General features: G+C 42.4%; 11 protein-coding genes and 1 tRNA gene. 2 read left to right on the forward strand and 10 right to left on the reverse strand.

What is annotated here, in order from left to right; all coding sequences use genetic code 11:
- From ABZB17_RS09765 to ABZB17_RS09795, 7 genes are all read right to left on the reverse strand, one after another.
- A partial coding sequence (locus tag ABZB17_RS09765) for an aminodeoxychorismate/anthranilate synthase component II (protein ID WP_372649803.1) occupies nt 1-335 on the reverse strand: 335 nt, incomplete at its 3' end.
- A 12-nt stretch (nt 336-347) separates the two neighbouring features.
- Nucleotides 348-1,757 carry an anthranilate synthase component I family protein gene (locus ABZB17_RS09770; RefSeq protein ID WP_372649805.1) on the reverse strand — a complete coding sequence of 470 codons (1,410 nt, stop codon included), beginning with the start codon at nt 1,755-1,757 and terminating at the stop codon, nt 348-350.
- A 434-nt stretch (nt 1,758-2,191) separates the two neighbouring features.
- Nucleotides 2,192-9,682: a cell surface protein SprA gene (gene sprA, locus ABZB17_RS09775; RefSeq protein ID WP_372649806.1), complete on the reverse strand. Its 7,491-nt coding sequence runs from the start codon at nt 9,680-9,682 to the stop codon at nt 2,192-2,194.
- Nucleotides 9,683-9,768: 86 nt separating this feature from the next.
- Entirely contained in the window at nt 9,769-10,350 is a 582-nt protein-coding gene (gene ruvA / locus ABZB17_RS09780; protein ID WP_372649808.1) for a Holliday junction branch migration protein RuvA, read from the reverse strand.
- Nucleotides 10,351-10,362: 12 nt separating this feature from the next.
- Nucleotides 10,363-11,469, reverse strand: coding sequence for a 4-hydroxythreonine-4-phosphate dehydrogenase PdxA (gene pdxA / locus ABZB17_RS09785; RefSeq protein WP_372649810.1), 1,107 nt, complete (start codon nt 11,467-11,469; stop codon nt 10,363-10,365).
- A 78-nt stretch (nt 11,470-11,547) separates the two neighbouring features.
- Nucleotides 11,548-13,008 (reverse strand): M17 family metallopeptidase, encoded by a 1,461-nt coding sequence (locus ABZB17_RS09790; protein WP_372649812.1) that lies wholly within the window; start codon nt 13,006-13,008, stop codon nt 11,548-11,550.
- 194 nt (nt 13,009-13,202) lie between these two features.
- On the reverse strand, nt 13,203-13,679 hold the full coding sequence (locus ABZB17_RS09795; RefSeq protein WP_372649814.1) for a superoxide dismutase [Ni]: 477 nt from the start codon (nt 13,677-13,679) through the stop codon (nt 13,203-13,205).
- Between the two features lie 205 nt (nt 13,680-13,884).
- Here ABZB17_RS09795 and ABZB17_RS09800 point away from each other — a divergent pair.
- Nucleotides 13,885-13,961: transfer RNA gene (locus ABZB17_RS09800), tRNA-Asn, on the forward strand.
- A gap of 34 nt (nt 13,962-13,995) precedes the next feature.
- On the opposite strand, the gene ABZB17_RS09805 is transcribed toward ABZB17_RS09800, so the two are convergent.
- Together ABZB17_RS09805 and ABZB17_RS09810 are read right to left on the reverse strand one after the other, a co-directional pair.
- Nucleotides 13,996-14,283: a DUF6544 family protein gene (locus ABZB17_RS09805; RefSeq protein WP_372649818.1), complete on the reverse strand. Its 288-nt coding sequence runs from the start codon at nt 14,281-14,283 to the stop codon at nt 13,996-13,998.
- 243 nt (nt 14,284-14,526) lie between these two features.
- Entirely contained in the window at nt 14,527-14,928 is a 402-nt protein-coding gene (locus tag ABZB17_RS09810; RefSeq protein ID WP_372649820.1) for a type II CAAX prenyl endopeptidase Rce1 family protein, read from the reverse strand.
- Nucleotides 14,929-15,035: 107 nt separating this feature from the next.
- On the opposite strand from ABZB17_RS09810, the gene ABZB17_RS09815 reads away from it, so the two are divergent.
- A complete protein-coding gene (locus ABZB17_RS09815; RefSeq protein ID WP_372649816.1) occupies nt 15,036-15,620 on the forward strand; it encodes a PspC domain-containing protein in 585 nt (194 codons plus the stop codon).
- Nucleotides 15,621-15,809: 189 nt separating this feature from the next.
- Here the strand turns inward: ABZB17_RS09815 and ABZB17_RS09820 are convergent, their stop codons facing one another.
- The gene (locus ABZB17_RS09820) at nt 15,810-17,258 is read right to left on the reverse strand and encodes a tryptophanase (protein WP_045026405.1); all 1,449 of its coding nucleotides are present in this window, start codon (nt 17,256-17,258) and stop codon (nt 15,810-15,812) included.
- Nucleotides 17,259-17,293: the final 35 nt, after the last annotated feature.

Raw genomic sequence — 17,293 nt, forward strand, 5'->3', positions numbered from 1 at the left:
ATTCCGGTTTGTTTTACGGGGGTGGCAATTCCGTGCAGCACACGATTCATGTTATGTAGTTTGCCCCCAAAAGCTTCTCCAATCGCCTGATGCCCCAAACAAACGCCCAGCATACTTTTCTTTGGTGCATAAGCTTTAATAATATCGAGTAAAAGACCTGCTTCTTCAGGAATTCCAGGACCCGGAGAAAGAACGATCTTGTCGTATTTGTCAATCTCTTCCAACGCAATCTGGTCGTTGCGAAATACATCAACCGGCTGGCCTGAAATCTTTTTTATGGCATGTACCAGGTTGTAGGTAAATGAGTCGTAATTATCGATAACTAATATCTTCATCGTTTCAAGTTTTTAATTAATTCCTTTAGCCATTTCAATAGCCTTTTTCAAGGCAGCCAGTTTGTTATTCACTTCCTGCAGTTCGCTCTCTTCCTGCGAGTCGGCAACAATACCTGCACCCGCCTGATAAAACAGCTTTTTGTCTTTGCTCAAAAACGAGCGAATCATAATCGCATGGTTCACCGAATTATCAAAACCAAGATAACCAATACAACCGCCGTAATAACCCCGGTTCTGGTTTTCGTATTTGTCGATCAGTTCCATGGCTTTATACTTTGGTGCGCCTGAAAGAGTTCCGGCCGGGAAAGTTTCTCCCAGTACTTTTATCAGGTTGGTATCGCTGGTAATTTCTCCCGAAACCTGCGAAACCAGGTGAATTACATGCGAGAAGAATTGTACTTCGCGGTAAGTTTCCACAATTACATTATTGGCATTTCTGCTCAAATCGTTACGGGCAAGGTCTACCAACATCACGTGCTCGGCATTCTCTTTCGGATCTTTGCTAAGTTTCTCTGCTAACTCACGATCCTGATCATCATTTCCGGTTCGTTTAAACGTTCCGGCAATGGGGTGAATGTATGCTTTGTTGTTTTTAATTCTGATTTCAGCTTCCGGACTCGATCCGAAAATACTGTAAGTGCCGTAGTCGAAGTAGAACAGGTAAGGCGATGGATTGATTGAACGAAGTGCGCGATACACATTAAAATCGTCGCCAACAAATTCCTGCGAGAACTGGCGGCTCAAAACGATTTGGAAAACATCGCCACGGTAGCAGTGCTCTTTGCCTTTGGTTACCATGTGCATGTATTCTTCATCAGTGATATTCGATTTTTCTTCGCCGCGTACATCGAAACTTGCCGTTGAAAAGTTCAGATTAACCAACAAATGATGCACGTAATCCATTTGCGACTCTTCGCCTTCCAACAAGTTTTCTACAATGTGGATTTGGTTTTTGTGGTGATCGATGGCCACTACATATTTGTAAAAGCTGTAGTGTACTTCCGACGTTTGGTATTCTGCGGTTTTTGGCGACGAAAAACGAATGCTTTCGAAATGTTGAATAGCATCGAAATTCAGGTAGCCAAATAAACCGTTGGCCGGCAATTCAATCTCATCCGAATCAACATTAAATGTTTTGAAGAACTTGTCCAGCTCATCGTGCAACTTCTTTTCGGGCGAAAGGCTAAAGTTTTCTTGCGCTCTGCCCGGCAAATCGATGCCAACCTCGCCGTTTGTGACTTTAAAATTCGCAATTGGGTTAAAAGCAATGAACGAGTAGGCATTTTCAACTCCGTGGTAATCGGAGCTTTCCAGCAATATCGACTTAGGATAAAGCGTGCGAAGTCGTAAATAAATGCTAACCGGAGTTACGGTGTCGGCAAGTATTTTACGTACGACAGGTTTAAAATTGAGTTTTTCCATTTTGTTTTTATGTTTTGTTCTTTGTTTGTATTTCTATTCTAAAAATGCTGTAAGCAAGGTGTTTAAACTAAAAACGGCTCACCGTGAAATCCGATGAGCCGCTTTTAATTTATGCAATGACGTATCCTCTCTTCACGATATTTGTAAAAAGTTGCTATGCCACCACCAAATGTTATTGTTTGTTCTCATAATAATTTTTTTGCATAAAAAAACCTGCTTTTGTTAGAAGCAGGCCTGTCATATCTTTAAAAATAGCAATATGGCTCTTAACTCCTAACTTACGTAAGAAGACCCCACCACGGAAGCCATATTGTATTTATTTTTTGCATTTTTTAATTTTAATCTTCTGCAAGAAAAACGTTTTTTTTGAAATATCAAAATATTGTTGACAGAAGCTTCAAAAAACTATTTCTCAAATAAAGTTCGTTTAACAATTAGTTAGCCAGCGTGAAACGGAAACTCACACCAAAATTAGCATTGGTTGTACGGTATGATAGCGAGGTAAACGGATCGTTAATAATACGATCGTAATAAACACGCATTTCAAACTTATCACTCAAGCGGTAGTCGGCATAGGTTTTTAAGGTAAAGTTACCTTGGCCTGCCGTAATCTGGTTGCTGTCATCGTCTAACTGGCGTAAAATTGTTTTTGTTTTACGGTACGAAATATCAGCACGAACATTCAGATCGTTAGAGTAAGCCTGTTGCGAATTCTTAGTTTTAATAATTAAATCCATTCGTGTAAATCGATAGCCTAATCCTATAGTATATTCATTGCTCAGAATTTCGGTTAGCTGGTTATTCGATAACGATAGGTTCAGGTTGCGTGAACGTTTGATATCTCCACGTGTAGTCAGGTCGCTTAGCCACATAATGTCGATATTAATCAGCGGGTTGAAAGCTTCAACAATACTCACGCTATTAAAATCGTAGGCCGGAACAAAGTTATCAGCCAGGTCGCGCACCATGGTGTAGCCATCTTCGGCAGCAATAAAATTCAGGTTGGTGGCATACGACCCAACGTTGTAGCTTGAACGGTAGGCATGTTGGAAATTCAACGAACGCATTACTTTATTCAGCCCCGGAATACGCGAAACCATTCCTTCGTAACGAATGCTCCAGTTCGGACGGATATATTTTAATGAGGGGAACATGCCCAGGCTAACCTTTTCCGGATCTTTACCTTGATATGCCGCCAGGAATGCCGGAACAAGAACTTCAACTGAATTTGGTCCGTATCCAAAAGGGTAGCCAGGATATTGAGTGTGTTGAGTGCCTGGGACGTACCCTGCACTTGTGCCACGTTGATCCGCCAAACGACGAGCAATAGTCTGTCGATATTCCTTCATTTTCTCAAACGCATCGGAGCTGGTTACTTCTTCTTTTCCTATTTTAAAGAAAGCAGTTCCAAGTGTCAGAGTCGACATACTAAAGTTTCCGCTTTCGGAATAGCTGTTGGCAACAAAACTACCTGAGTTTGTATCGTAATTGTAGAATTCAGTAATATTTTTCGATATCGAGCGGTTGGCATTGATGTCAATTCGCAAATCGGGCAGCGGTTCCCACAATGTACGCAAATTAATCCGCTCGTTTTCCATAATCTGGAACGGTTGATTTAACGTTGAGTCGATGGTCAGCCAGCCGTTCTCCGCAGCTTTTATCGCAAAATCGCTGTCTTGCCAGCCAAACAGGAATGGAAGTCCCGGAGCCAGTTTCGGGTCGGGTGTTTGTGTTCCCCATTGCGGATCGCCATTAAATTTACCGGTTCCAAATAAGGTTGGTTCAGGCAGGAAGCCCGGCAAAACAGTACCTCCGTTTTTGCTGTAGTTCACCGTGAAAGTACGCACTCCAATCACCATTCTTGTGGTCAGATCCAACATGTCTTTCATGAATGACTGATCGCCGCGTTTTCCTGTAACGGTAAGCATGGCCTGCTGCACATCAACCGATGGAACAAACTCGATGGTATTGGCATCAATAATATTTGTTCGTCCCGGAACAGTTTTCCCGTCCACATCAGTAACCAGAACTTTTACTTTTTTGGTATTTAGCTTGTGGGCAAATTGCTGGCCCTGATCGGCCGTAAATCTTGCACTTCTGCTAAATGTCTCCTCCTGTTTTCGTTGCAGTGGTTCAGTTTGCTGGTTTGTTCTTCCTCGTGTACTCCGGCTGTTAAGGCTGCCGCGCCCGCGACCTGTTCGTCTGAATTTCTGGTCGACCTCTTTAAAATAAGGCACCTTGTTAAACAGGGTCTGGAAATTGGCATTACCGGTAAGTGTAAGGTTGCGCGAGTTGGTAATTATGTTTCCAATGTTAATGTCATCGTCGGTTAACGATCCGGCTATCCACTCGTAAGTTCCCGAATAGCGAACAGTTCCGCTCATAAAATTCAATGCACGGATACTTCGGAGTGGCACCTGGTAAGTGGCATTAAAACTGTGATTGTATATGGTTGGTCGTCCCAGATCCCACAGGTTGGTAAGAATCGAATCGCGTTTCCATTCGTAATCGTCGTCGTTTTTATTAATCCGTCCTTCTGGTTCATCAATTCGTGAAGTTCCGCGTGATGAGAAATCGAATTTCAGTGAACGGGTAACATCATAACGTATATCGAGGTAGCGGTTCCACAGGAAATCCTTGTCGAAGGTAGCCGGCAGAATGAGGTTCGGATTGGTAATATTTCGTGATTGGCGCTCGTGGTACTTACGGAAGAGATCGGTACGATATGAAATTTGTGTTGGCAGCGGATAGAAATTAAAGTCGCCAATTAATTTTAAAGGCCCCTTTTGCAGCAGCTGAACTTTGCTAAACGGCTGAATCAGTTTTGGCCGGCTGCTGTAGTTGTACGAGAACATAAAACGGTGCGTTCTGTTCACGTTGTACTCCGTTGTAATGTTTCGTTTCGATGTTTCGTTGTACGAATAGGTAACGGCAAAGTTTTCCGGATCCCACAAATGTGTTTTCTCTTTCTGGCGCTGTGGTTCCACTTTTACGTTGGTAAAGTTGAGGCTTTTTCGCTCAATCACATCCTGCGATATATTTTTTATCGAATCTTTCTCGCTGCTGGTTCGGGCATGCGATAGTGATTCTTTTAACTCGATATCCGGATTTACCGGGTCGTATTTTGGTGTTGCTGTACTGTTGGAGTAACCGTAGTACATGGGAATCCGAACACCGGCCCGTTCAGGGAAGAAGCGACCCCAGTCGATTGATGCCGACACATCGATTTCATCCAGGTCGTCGATCATCCTGTTGTTAATATTCTCATCAATACTTCCGAAACCCGCAGTACGTTTGCGCCCGGCAACCACGACGCTACCCAGGTCGGCTAAACGTGTTGAAACACGTGCGTTAGCTGCCCAGCCACCTTCATCGTCAAAATCGGTAAGGCGTAATTCGTTGGCCCAAACAATTACTGATTTTGGCCCCGTATTTACCTGTCCCCGCTTGTTGCGTACACCCATCATCATTACCTCAACATTACCCAGGTTAGGGCTTCCTTTTACTTTCACCCGGTTTTTACCGTCGTTCCAGCCAGGGTGCGAACCTTCATAAACATCCTGCATCGAAATGGATGAGCCTTCCACTCTCATGGCATCGTTACGTTCCAGTTTCAGGTTGGTAAACAGTTCGAGCGGTATATTTATCCGGTTTTGATCGGGCCAAACAATATAACGTTCGCTTTCGTTGTTACCGTCATATTTATCATTGGGCGGGGTAAGGGTTAGTGGTACTTCGTATTCGTAATAGTTGTAATTGTAATCCGATCCCAAACGAATAAAGAAATACAGTTCATCGTCTTCCAGCGGGTATTCTTCAATTTCTTCGGCGTGCACATCCATTTTCAGGGTTTTGTACCTTCTGAAATCCATGTACAACGATTTGTATGCCGCACGTGCGTCGCCTGTTTCCAGCTGGGTTACTTTCATTTCAATCGACTGCTCGTTTAGCTGGCGCAGCTGCGGGTTGGCTGGGTCGATTACCCGTGATACTCCCGGAGGCAAAATATAGTTCACCGGTGAACGGCCTGAGTTTTCCTCAATACTTACTGCCGAAATATCGAATTGCGCATTTGTTGATGGAATTCCACCATCTTCCAGAATATCGCCGGTATAACGACGCCAATCGGCACGAACAAGGTCGAGTGTGGCAAAACGCATAACGGCAGAATCCTGGAATCCGTGCATGAACATTCTCATAAAACGAATGGAACTAAAATCGTTGATACCACCAATTGCTGCATCAGGTTTTGTTACCGGAATCTTGAACTGGTACCAGGCAGCTTCTCCTGTTTCACCATTTTTTAACTGAACAGGTCGGCTTCTTTTATCAACAATGTAGTTTTGCCCAACAACCATGTCCTCTTGTCGAATACTAACCTTGTATTGAAAATAGCGTTCGTATTCATTGAGTGTATTGTCATCGTTAATGTCTTCGATGTCAGGCAGTGTGGTTGCCGACGTAGGATAGCTTTCCGGCGACATTTCGGTTGTTGGCGAGTTGCCGTCGGGACCGTTGTATTGTTTATAACGTGCTAAAATGCTTAATTGATCCCTGTCGTAATCCGATCCGCGGAAATAGTGGAAGTTATCTGAGGATGGATCGTCCAATGCTTTCAGGTAAACCGCGTTATTTACTTTTAGTTCAAGTTCCTGCAGGTATTGCTGGAAATGAGACTGTTCATCGTCATCGTTTAATCCGTCAAAACCAATATCCTGGTATTCGCGTGAATTTACTGTGTTATCAAAAGCATTTACCAGCGATTGTTGTGTTGATACACGTCCCCAAATGGTGGTGTCAACATTGCTTAGTTCGGCAGATGTTGGCAATCCGTTCTCAAATGATTTACGCGAGTCTTTTAATATATCCTCCGAAATTTCTCCAAGGTTGAAATACAGGTCTCCTCCATTTTCCATTGGCTCAAGAGGACCCCAGTCTTCATCCGGGTCAACGAACGGGTCCATCATCCAGAACTCGATGTACTCGATGTTGGCATTTTCAAAGTCGCTGGTTTGTATTTCGCGCATAATACCACCCCAACGCGACTCCGGATCGCGTAAAGTACCATCAGGGTTTACACCTGCCGCATGGCTGGAGTTACCGGTGTCGTAGTTATACGGACCACGCTCTGTTGGATAAAAAGCCAGGTCGAGTACGGCAATGTTTGTTGGCTCGCCGGTTGTAAATTCACGTTCCGGAAATATCTCTTGTTCGAACACCTCGCGCACCAGGTGGTTCGATTGTAAATCCCGGTCATCTTTTATATAATCGGGAGTAAGCGAATTGTTTCTCAAAAACAAGGGGTCGATGTTGTACCATGCCAACTTTGCACGGTTCATACCGTATTCGAGCGAGTTGTTCAGGTTGGCTTCCGGGAACAAATTGTCCTGGTTTTGTGGCGTACTGGCCAGCATCCAGGCCGAGCGGGTTCGCATATCGATGGCTGTTTTTGTCGACTCAAAATCATCAATATAAACTGCTCCGTCAATCGATTTTGCACTACCCGGAACCAGTTGGGCAAATTCTGCCTCAACATCAATTGAAGAAGTGGCGGTTGTACTATAAAACGGAAGTGCGTCTAATGCTTTGGTAATAAAAGGCGCTTCGGTGTTGTAGCGGGCATCCAAACCGTAAATCAGGTTCGAAATCGGATCTTCACCATAATCCACTTTTTCGGTTAGCGGGCGTTCGTTCATCCACAACATGGTTGCACCGATGTTAAAATTATCGGAGAAAGCGTAGTTGGCATGTGTTCCCATCAGGGTTTTGCGCTGCATGGTAAACAGGTCCTCGCTTTCGGTTGCCACCTGAATCGGTGTTCCGGCTTCCAACAATGCCTGGTTAATAATTTTTACCCGGCCCAGCGTGTAGTCAACCGTATAATCTACATTTTCGGTAAGCACCTGTCCGCCGGCAGTAACTGTAACCGAACCTTGCGTAACATTTAAAGTTCCCAATGCAATATCGGAACTTGACGAACCTTTGTAACTACCGGTAAGCCTGAATTTATTGTGCTCGGCATCCTGTTCTGCTTTTACCTGGGTTGAATCGTAAAGCGTTTGGAAAGTGTATCGTTCAATATCGGACGGATTTTGCAGGGAATCGGCCAGGTGGCTTCCGAATGGTTCAACCACCGGGAAAATAATACGGCCCGAGTTGGCGTTAACCGTAATGCCCGGAACATAGTCGAATACACCGTCTTTTGTTGGGTCGAGCTGCGAGTTGAGCATGTCCAGACGCATTACTTCAAGAAGGATGTGCCCCTCAATGCGTGAATCGGGCAGGTAATTAATGTAAGTTCCTGTTGAATCGTTTTGGTACACCACATTCAACTCAAAATCGTCGCTGGTTAACTGGTAGGCATTCAGGTTATAAATGTTTTTCATCATCAGGTTCCAGGTTGGTTTACCCGGCGACAAATTGGTGCCTTTCAACAATTTCATAAAAAGCGTTTGCGGCGCATCAATACCATCGGTTGAGAATTCACCCACCTGAAAAGTTTGCCCGTTATAGGTGAAGTTAAAAGCAACTGCCAAAACTTCATCGGTATTTAAAGCACTGTTTAACGAAATATATCCCAATTGTTTGTTGATGGTGAATTCAGAATCGTTCAGTTTTCGTGCCTGCTCAATTTTTTCAAAGTCGGTTCCGCCTTTAAAATCATCCTGAAACTGAGACATTACGTTGGTAATATTCTGTACTTGACGCACGTCGCTGTAAGTGGTCTTCATTTCGTTGTAAAGACCGTTGGCTTCGTTGTTCGGAAAAACATTTTTAGGGTAGGGCAGCCCGTTAGTTTGCTGAAACTCCGGAACAGGGTTGTAAATATGCGGATCGTGTTCGGCCAAATCCTGAAAAGCCAGGATATTTCGCGAATCATCAAAATCGTTTGATTTGTTGGTTACCCACACTTCTACTTTGTTAATGGTGATGGGCGAACGCGGAACAGCGGTGCTTTGTAACCATTCGTTATAGTGATCGCGGAAATATTGTGCCAGGAAAAAGTGGCGGTTGGCATCGTAGTTGGCTGCCGAAATATCGAAAGTAGCTACCTGCGCTCCTCCTTCAGTTTCTACTGTTCTGGATTCACCGCGGTGTTGCGAAAACAGAGTGGTAAGTGTAAGTTTGCCGAACTGCATTTCGGCTTTTACACCAAACAGGTTGGAGGCCCCGGTTATTAACGAACCGTTTAAGGGCAACGACACATTACCGGCTTCAATACGTTGTAGAATTTCATCTTCGTCGCCGGTGTACTCCAGGTTCATTTTGTTTTCGTAATCAAAAGTAGCCTCGGTGTTGTAGTTCACCCGCATATTCATTTTTGTACCGATCTGGCCGGTAACGTTCATTTGAATTTTTTCGTCGAAATCGAAAGTCGGAACTTTTCGCAAGCGCTCGGGAATCGACGGATTTTCGGTTTTATTTACCTGGTAGCCAAAACTAACTTCAACATAACCCTGCGGCTGAATATTGATCGTGTTTCCCCCGAAAATACGGTTAAAGGCCTCGCTGCCAATTGTAAGTTTTGGGAGCAGACCGCCGCGGGCATCAACCGATTCCTGATGTGTTCTCATTCGCCAGTAATCCTGAATCGATTTGTCGAAATCATATTCAAGGTAATCGTCGAGCGACATACTTTGCGGCAAACGGTAATTCAGCGATCCCACCTTTTCGTAAAACACGTACTGGCCGGTAATTGGGTCGTACTCAATTTCGTATTTTATGTTGCTGGGCTTATTGAGGTATAATTTTGCGGAATCCTGATCGGTATATCCAAAAGCCGGCTGGTCTTTAAAAGGATAGGGTAATGTGCCTGTTGTATCTATTTCCGGCACTTCCTGAGCTTCTCCGTTGAAAGGAACTGAAAGGGCAAAAAATACAAATAGAATGAAGCATATTTTAGGTAAACTTCGGCTAAGTGTCATTTCATTAAAATTACTACAACAAAGGCTTTTCGAAAAAAAATGGTTGCTACTTTCTGTTAGGTTTTCTTTTTCGAAAACGGTAAATTTTATAACCTTTTCAATGCTTGTTTGATAACGCTTTCAACGTTTGCGTCAGGTTGTTCCTGAAGTATCTTCGTTACTATCTTTTCTGCATCTTTCTTTGCAAAACCAAGCATGACTAATGCAGATAACGATTCATTCCTGATAGTATTGTCTGCCACGGTTAAAATTTGCCCCGAATCGGGTATTTTTCCGAGTTTATCTTTTAAATCTATTATGATACGTTGCGCCGTTTTTGCACCAATTCCTTTTACGGCTTTTAATACCGCCACATTTTCGGTGGTTACTGCTGCTTTTAATTCTTCAGGATTTAACGACGAAAGCATCATGTTTGCTGTGCTGGCACCAACTCCATTTACCGAAATCAGGTTACGAAATAATTCACGTTCGGTGGTGGTGGCAAAACCATACAATATATGAGCATCTTCGCGAACTACCTGGTGCAAAAAAACTTTCACTTCCTTTTTACCGTTAAGTGTGCTGTAGGAGTTCAACGAAATATGAACAAAGTAGCCCACGCCGGAAGTTTCTACCACAACATGCGTTGCGCTTATTTCGGCAATGTTACCCTTAATGAATTCGTACATAGCAAAGCTTTTTTAGATTGTATCTTCCTCTTCTGATGCTTCAATGTCAACACTTTCATCAACCTGGTTGGGGTTAATGTCGTATTTTCTCAGCGGATTTTTACTGATCTCGCTATAAATACTTCTGTTTTTATAAACATCGATAGCAAGATACAAAGCCTGGCGGAATGATTCGGGTGATGCTTTGCCTTCTCCGGCAATGGCGTAAGCAGTACCATGTGCCGGCGATGTGCGGATGGCGGGAAGTCCGGCAGTGTAATTTACGCCACGTTCGAACGATGCCAACTTAAACGGAATTAAACCCTGGTCGTGGTACATGGCCAAAATGGCATCAAACTTCCGGTAATCTTCCGATCCGAAGAAGCCGTCGGCAGGGTAGGGCCCCAAAGCCATAATGCCTTCTTTTTTGGCCTGAATTACTGCAGGAAGAATGATTTCCTTGTCTTCTTTTCCAATTAAACCATTGTCGCCGGCATGCGGATTTAATCCGAAAACGGCAATTCGCGGTTTCGTAATGGCAAAGTCTTGCTGAAGTGATTTGGCAATGATCCTGATCTTTGAAAGGATTAGATCTTTATTCAGGCTTTCAGACACCTTCGAAATAGGAATGTGTGTAGTAACCACACCAATTTTCAGCGATTCGCTCACCATTAACATGGCGTAGTCTTTTGTGTCGAATTTTTGTGCCAGAAACTCGGTATGTCCCGGGAAGTTAAATTCTTCACTTTGAATATTGTCTTTGTTGATTGGTGCTGTAATCAGTGCATCAATATATCCTTTCTGAAGATCGCTGGTAGCACGGTCAAGCGCTTCAAACGACGAAACTCCGGCTTCGGTAGTTGATTTACCCAATTCAACCCTAATATTTTCGTCAACACAATTTATTATGTTTGCTTTCCGGGGGAGTAATTCTTTGGTGCTGCGAACGTGGTTAAAGCTTACATCGTTTATGTCGAGAGCTTTACGGTGGTAGGCTGCTACTTTAGGAGAGCCATAAACAACAGGTGTGCACATTTCGAGAATACGAGGATCGGAAAGTGTTTTTAAGATTACTTCGTATCCAATTCCGTTTATATCTCCGTGAGTAATTCCTATGCGTATTGTATCTTGTTTTGCCATTGTGTTTTATTTCAGAAAATTTGCCCTTTTTTATAAGGTGTCGCAAAGTTAATTTATTTAATTTAAATAAGCATGATCTTATTTCTGCGCGATTACCATGCTATTTGTGCTCAAGCGGAGTGTTTCTGATTTCAGGAAATCATAAAGTAATCGCGTGCCAAAACCTGTTCCTCCCGCAGGGCGGTATGCCTCTTTCTCTTTTCTGAAAGCGGGGCCTGCCATATCAACATGTATCCAGTTGTAATCGGTAAAATGTTCCAGAAACTTGCCGGCAATCGTTGTTTGTCCTTCGCGGGTGCCAAGGTTGTTGAGGTCGGCAATTGGCGATTTTAGCGGCGCCGCATATTCCTCCCAAAGCGGAACTTCTATCAGGCGTTCGTAGGTGTTTAATCCCGATTGTTTTAGTTGTTCCACTTTTTCAGTGGTGTTACCCATAACCACCGCAGCGTGTGGGCCGGCAATAATATCGGCCGATCCGGTTAAAGTAGCGCAATCAATTACCAGTTCAGGTTTGTATTTTTTTGCATAGCTTAATGCATCGGCCAGAATGAGCCTGCCTTCGGCATCGGTGTTTTTGATTTCCACCGTGGTGCCATCGAACATTTTTATGATATCGCCCGGAACGTAAGCATTGCCATCGGGACGGTTGTCGGTTGCCGGAACCAGACCAACAATGTGCAAGGGAAGTTTATTGAGGGCAGCGGCGTATATGGCTGCTACAATTCCTGCAGCTCCACCCATGTCCGACTTCATGTAATCCATCGAGTTGGGTGTTGGTTTCAGACTTAGTCCGCCGGTGTCGTAAACCACTCCTTTTCCTACCAAAACAATGGCTTGTTTGTTTGTGGCATTTTCCGGTTTCCACTCCAGTATATTAAAAGTTGGCGGATCGATACTGCCTTTGTTTACGGCAAGCAGCCCGCCCATTTTTAGCGCTTCAATCTTTTTTTTGTGAAAAACTTCGAGTGAAAAACCGGCTTCGTCGCTTAGCTTTTCAATTTCTTTTGAGAACTGGTTTGCCGTAAGAAACGACAGCGGTTCGTTAACCAGGTCGCGTGCAACGAAAGTCGCCTTGGTTGTATTTATAATCTCATCGATTTTCTCGTTAGTGATCTTCTCATCAACGATTAAAATATTTTCGATTTGAAATGGCTCTTTCTCCTTTTTGTATTTCTCGAAGGTGTAGGTGTTTAGCAGCAATCCTTCTAAAAAATCAGGTAAAAAACCGGCTTCGCAAAAATTGGTAAGTTGAACGGATGTTTCGCCGACTAATTTTAGGGCATCGTAAAGTTTTGTTCCGGCTACCCTTGCCATTTCGGCTTGCCGGTAGGGTTCTTTGTCGGTTTTTATTTTGCCAAAAAACAGGATGTTTGGAATGCGTGTAATTGTGCAGGTATCTTCCTTTTCAAACTTCTTTTGCAGGAACGACTTTTCTGTTTCCGAGAGTTGAATAGAAGCTGTTTCTTTTAAATCGGTACATAAACAGGCTAAAGAATGCTCTACCGTTATTTTGGAAGTAATGGATATTTTCGGGATCATAGTTTTTATTTTTAAGCTAAAATAACGATTAAAAACAAGTTGTATTAACTGAAATAAATTAAACAGTTGACAGCGGATTGTTAATTCTCCGGGGAATTTTGCCTCTTCAAATGATTTAACCAATCAAATGTTGGTTAGCAGGCACAAAAAAGGACCTTAAATAAGGCCCTTTTTCTATTTTGTAATCGTACTTTTTAATGATCGTCGCCAAAATAGGCATGCTCAAAAAGGTGAAGTTTTTCGCGCAGTGTATCAATAATACTTAAGTCGGTGCTTTGTTTGCTCTTCATCGCAAATACCGAAATGTGGTGTAACAGTTCCAGTTGTTTTACATATTTTCGATAAGCTGCCTCGTCGGCCGATGAGGTTATTTTTACACGTTGGTGCAAAAAATACTGGCTAACAATTTCCTGCATTTCTTTGGCATGCTCTTCTTTATTCATTACCCAACGAACCAACTGGTTGTAATCGGGATTTTCAGATTTTGATAGTTCGTTGATCTGGTTCATCGATTTTTCGATGGTTTCAATGTGTTCATATAACAGGGCAATGCGAACCGAGTCGCCGTAAATTCCACAAGGAATTTCGCAATGTGCTTTTGCCTGGAAACTTGAAAATGCTATAATGCCTACGATTAAGGCCGCGGAAAAAAGTTTTGTAATTTTTTTCATTTCTCTATTTTGAATGTTTGTATTTAATAACTGTCTGTATAACAATAAAAGAAGAATATGGTTTGAGTTTGTTCCATATTTTCCTTTGATGAGGGATCGAATTTTTAATTGAATTTTTTTAGAAAAAAGTTTTGACTTTTAAGAAAAGCTATTACTTTTGCATCGCTTTTGAAAAGCAAACGTTCTCACAAAGGGAATTAAACCTTCCCCAGTAGCTCAGTTGGTTAGAGCGGCGGACTGTTAATCCGTAGGTCGTTGGTTCAAGTCCAACCTGGGGAGCCACCAAATTTAAAGAGGTCTTTTTCGACCTCTTTTTTTATGCCCGGATTTTTGAAAACCTTACTGGCATTGAGAAGGGATCACATTGAAACTTATCCCGCCCCGTTATTTTGATGAATGGCGACAGATTCATTTTTACCTTCCTAACAAACGCTGGATTTTGAATGGTAAAATATTGTTCGGCAGTGGCATCATTCCACTTTTCCTGTCCGGGTTTCATTTTCATTTTGGCCTTTTGTTTGAGCCAAACAGTATAGATAATTTCCTTGCCCACAACTCCCGAAACTTCCAGCCAACGTTTTATAGGCTCAGGTAATTCAGCGATTTAAGCTTCGCTGACTTTTGATTTATTGATTGTTTTGGTGTGCTCCAGAATATGTGCAATCTCGGTATCGGTTTTATTGTTGAACTGAACTGATAGCATTGACATGATTGCGAAAATCAAAATAATTACATTGGCGATTATTCCGAATTTTGCATCTTTCCAAACCGTAATTAGTAAAACTGTAGAAATGACAACTGCGATAATGGCCACCCAGCTCCACCAATTTTCATTTTTTACTGAATTTTATATTCGTTTGAAAAACATTTCTTTGTCAGTAATTACCAAATACAAAGATACGATTAGGAGCAATCCGGTCTGAATGACCTTGCTCATGGGATGAGTTGCAAAAATTTCGTTGAAAAATCCAGCTGTGATATGAAACCCCACAGGCAACAGGATATTCCGGTTTGTTTTATAATAAAGCCAGTTCATTATGAGCACAAAGGGTATCATGCTAACGACAAAATTGAGCGAGTAAAGCGTACCTGATTCTACCAGGTTACTATGGTAATAGCCTTTGATGAACGACAACGGAAAATGCCAGAATGCCCAATACACGGCAAATATCATGGAGGCATTAAACAAATTAAAACGTGAAACCAAAGAGTCGGTTCCATACGAATGCCACGCCAGTTCTTCCAACATTGGTGCTGTAATCAGCAAAAACCAAACCGGGAAAAGAGCAGAAGTAAAGGTAAATGCACCTCTCAACTCAAATTGGCTTGTGCTGTATTGAAGAGCTGAAGAAATATATGATAGTTCTAAAAAACTATTTTGGTAAAGATGATGAAGGCAACGAAATTTTCGCTGATATTGAAGCCAGAATTGCAGAGATTTTTACAGAAAAAACGAACGGTAAAAATCAGGCAATTACTCTTGAATGGGTAGAAGAATTGATAGAGACTTTGGGAACTCCAGAGAACTTTTCGGAAGAGGCTGGAGAAGAAGAACCGTTGGCAGGGCAAAAGACAAGAAAAAGAAAACTTTATCGCGATCCCGAGCAAACTGTTTTAGGAGGAGTTTGTGGCGGATTAGCCGTTTATTTTAATATGGATCCGGTGATTATAAGATTAATCGTTGTATTACTTGCACTTCTTACATCAGGAGCGGGTATATTGGTTTATGTTATTCTGTGGATTATTGTACCCAAAGCAGTTACTACATCACAACGGTTGGAAATGAAAGGAGAAGAGGTTACCATAAAAAACATTGAAAATTTTCTTAAAGATGAAGTTGATGCGGTAAAAGAGAGCTATAAAAAAAATCCGGAAATCCAGGTTTTTTTCAAGAAGTTAGTCTTAGCTAAAAAACTTTTAAGAAAGACTTTCAATCGATAAAATGTAAAACTATAAACAATTAGCTCGCTGCTTCAAACTGTCAGGGGAGCCATCAAAAAGGTCAATCGAATTCGGTTGACCTTTTTGATAGCTTATTTTTTGGACGGTAGGTCAGTTTGTCAAATATTGAGATTAAAAAAATCCTGCTCGTTTTGAACAGGATTTAGAATATTTAATAATCAATATTTACTACAGACTATCACCAAAATCGGCTTTAAATTTCTCCACAAGCTTTTCCTGCCAGTCGGAGGTTGGTTTTAGCTTACCAAAGAAAAACCTAAGCACTTTTGGCTCTTCGTAAAACTCAAGTCCGCCAATAAGCTTTCTGTTTTCGTAAAGCCATGCAATCCGGTCGATGGTATATTTTACCTGCGATAAGGTGAAAACACGACGGGGAAGAGCAAGTCGTAAAAGCTCAACAGCTGCAAAATGGTCGCTGCCATCTTCCTCTCTTTCCTCCGAGATTGTACCTCTTTCCATGCCTCGTACACCACTGGCAATGTATAAAGCGGCTGCCAATGAACCTGCCCTGTATTCCTTTTGCGGCACATGATCAAGAAAAGCCATGGCATCAAGGTGGGCTCCCAGTCCTCCCGGAGGCGTTATTACCGGAACTCCGAGTTTAACCAATTCATCAACCATATATTTAATGAAAATAGGACCCTGGTTAATCATTTCTTCGTCCATGGTTTCGTCCAGGCCAACTACCATCGCCTCCATCTCGCGGGTTGACATACCTCCGTAAGTTGAAAAGCCTTCGTAAAGCGGTAGCATTTCCAATAGTTTTTTGTAGGCAGCCTCGTCGTTGGTAATTATACCTCCACCTCTAACGTGTCCGAGTTTACGTGCTGAGAAATAAACGATATCAGCAGAATCAGATAAAATCCTGGTAATTTCACGGGTGGAAAGGTTTTTATACTTCTCGTCGCGTGTTTTAATGAAATGCAGGTTATCAGCCCACAAACTTGCATCAACAATAAACGGAATCTTGTATTTTCTGGCAATTTTACCTGTCTCAATAAAGTTGTCCAGAGCAACAGGTTGTCCGCCAATCAGGTTGGTACCGGCTTCAATACGAATAAATGAAATCTTATCAGCACCTTCCTCGTCAATTAATTTCTGTAACTGATTTAAATCAATATTCCCCTTAAAAGGCTTCGAACTAACCGAATCTAAAGCGTCGGGTAAAAACAGTTCCAGCACTTTGCCACCATTTATCATTATATGGGCTTTTGTTGTGGTAAAGTGGTAGTTCATCGGAATGTAGGTGTCTTTTTTTACAAAGGCCAACGATAGCAAGTTCTCACAAGCACGCCCCTGGTGGACAGGCAAAAAATATTCTTTTCCGAAAATTTCAGCTATTTTGTCTTGTAGCCGGGTGAATGTTGCAGAACCCGCATAACTGTCATCAACAGTGAGCATTGCCGCAGTTTGTTTGTCGCTCATTGCATTTACGCCGCTATCGGTAAGCATATCAAGGTAAATGTCTTTATTGTAGAGGAGAAATGTATTATTGCCGGCCTCCTCAATGGCTTTCAGCCTCCTTTCAACCGGAACTAAATCAAGGCGTTGAACCATTCTAACTTTATGCATCTCCAGGGGTAACTCTTCGCCTAAAAAAAATTTAATATTAGCCATAATAAATAGGTAATTGTTTTTTTGGTTATTAATTA

The organism is Draconibacterium sp., from assembly GCF_041583095.1.
Taxonomy (GTDB): domain Bacteria; phylum Bacteroidota; class Bacteroidia; order Bacteroidales; family Prolixibacteraceae; genus Draconibacterium.

Excerpts from the sequence above, each read along its gene's own strand:
- ABZB17_RS09770 (WP_372649805.1), bottom strand. The coding sequence starts at position 1,757 with ATGGAAAAACTCAATTTTAAACCTGTCGTACGTAAAATACTTGCCGAC.
- sprA (WP_372649806.1), bottom strand. The coding sequence starts at position 9,682 with ATGACACTTAGCCGAAGTTTACCTAAAATATGCTTCATTCTATTTGTA.
- ruvA (WP_372649808.1), bottom strand. The coding sequence starts at position 10,350 with ATGTACGAATTCATTAAGGGTAACATTGCCGAAATAAGCGCAACGCAT.
- pdxA (WP_372649810.1), bottom strand. The coding sequence starts at position 11,469 with ATGGCAAAACAAGATACAATACGCATAGGAATTACTCACGGAGATATA.
- ABZB17_RS09790 (WP_372649812.1), bottom strand. The coding sequence starts at position 13,008 with ATGATCCCGAAAATATCCATTACTTCCAAAATAACGGTAGAGCATTCT.
- ABZB17_RS09795 (WP_372649814.1), bottom strand. The coding sequence starts at position 13,679 with ATGAAAAAAATTACAAAACTTTTTTCCGCGGCCTTAATCGTAGGCATT.
- ABZB17_RS09810 (WP_372649820.1), bottom strand. The coding sequence starts at position 14,928 with ATGTTGGAAGAACTGGCGTGGCATTCGTATGGAACCGACTCTTTGGTT.
- ABZB17_RS09815 (WP_372649816.1), top strand. The coding sequence starts at position 15,036 with ATGATAGTTCTAAAAAACTATTTTGGTAAAGATGATGAAGGCAACGAA.
- ABZB17_RS09820 (WP_045026405.1), bottom strand. The coding sequence starts at position 17,258 with ATGGCTAATATTAAATTTTTTTTAGGCGAAGAGTTACCCCTGGAGATG.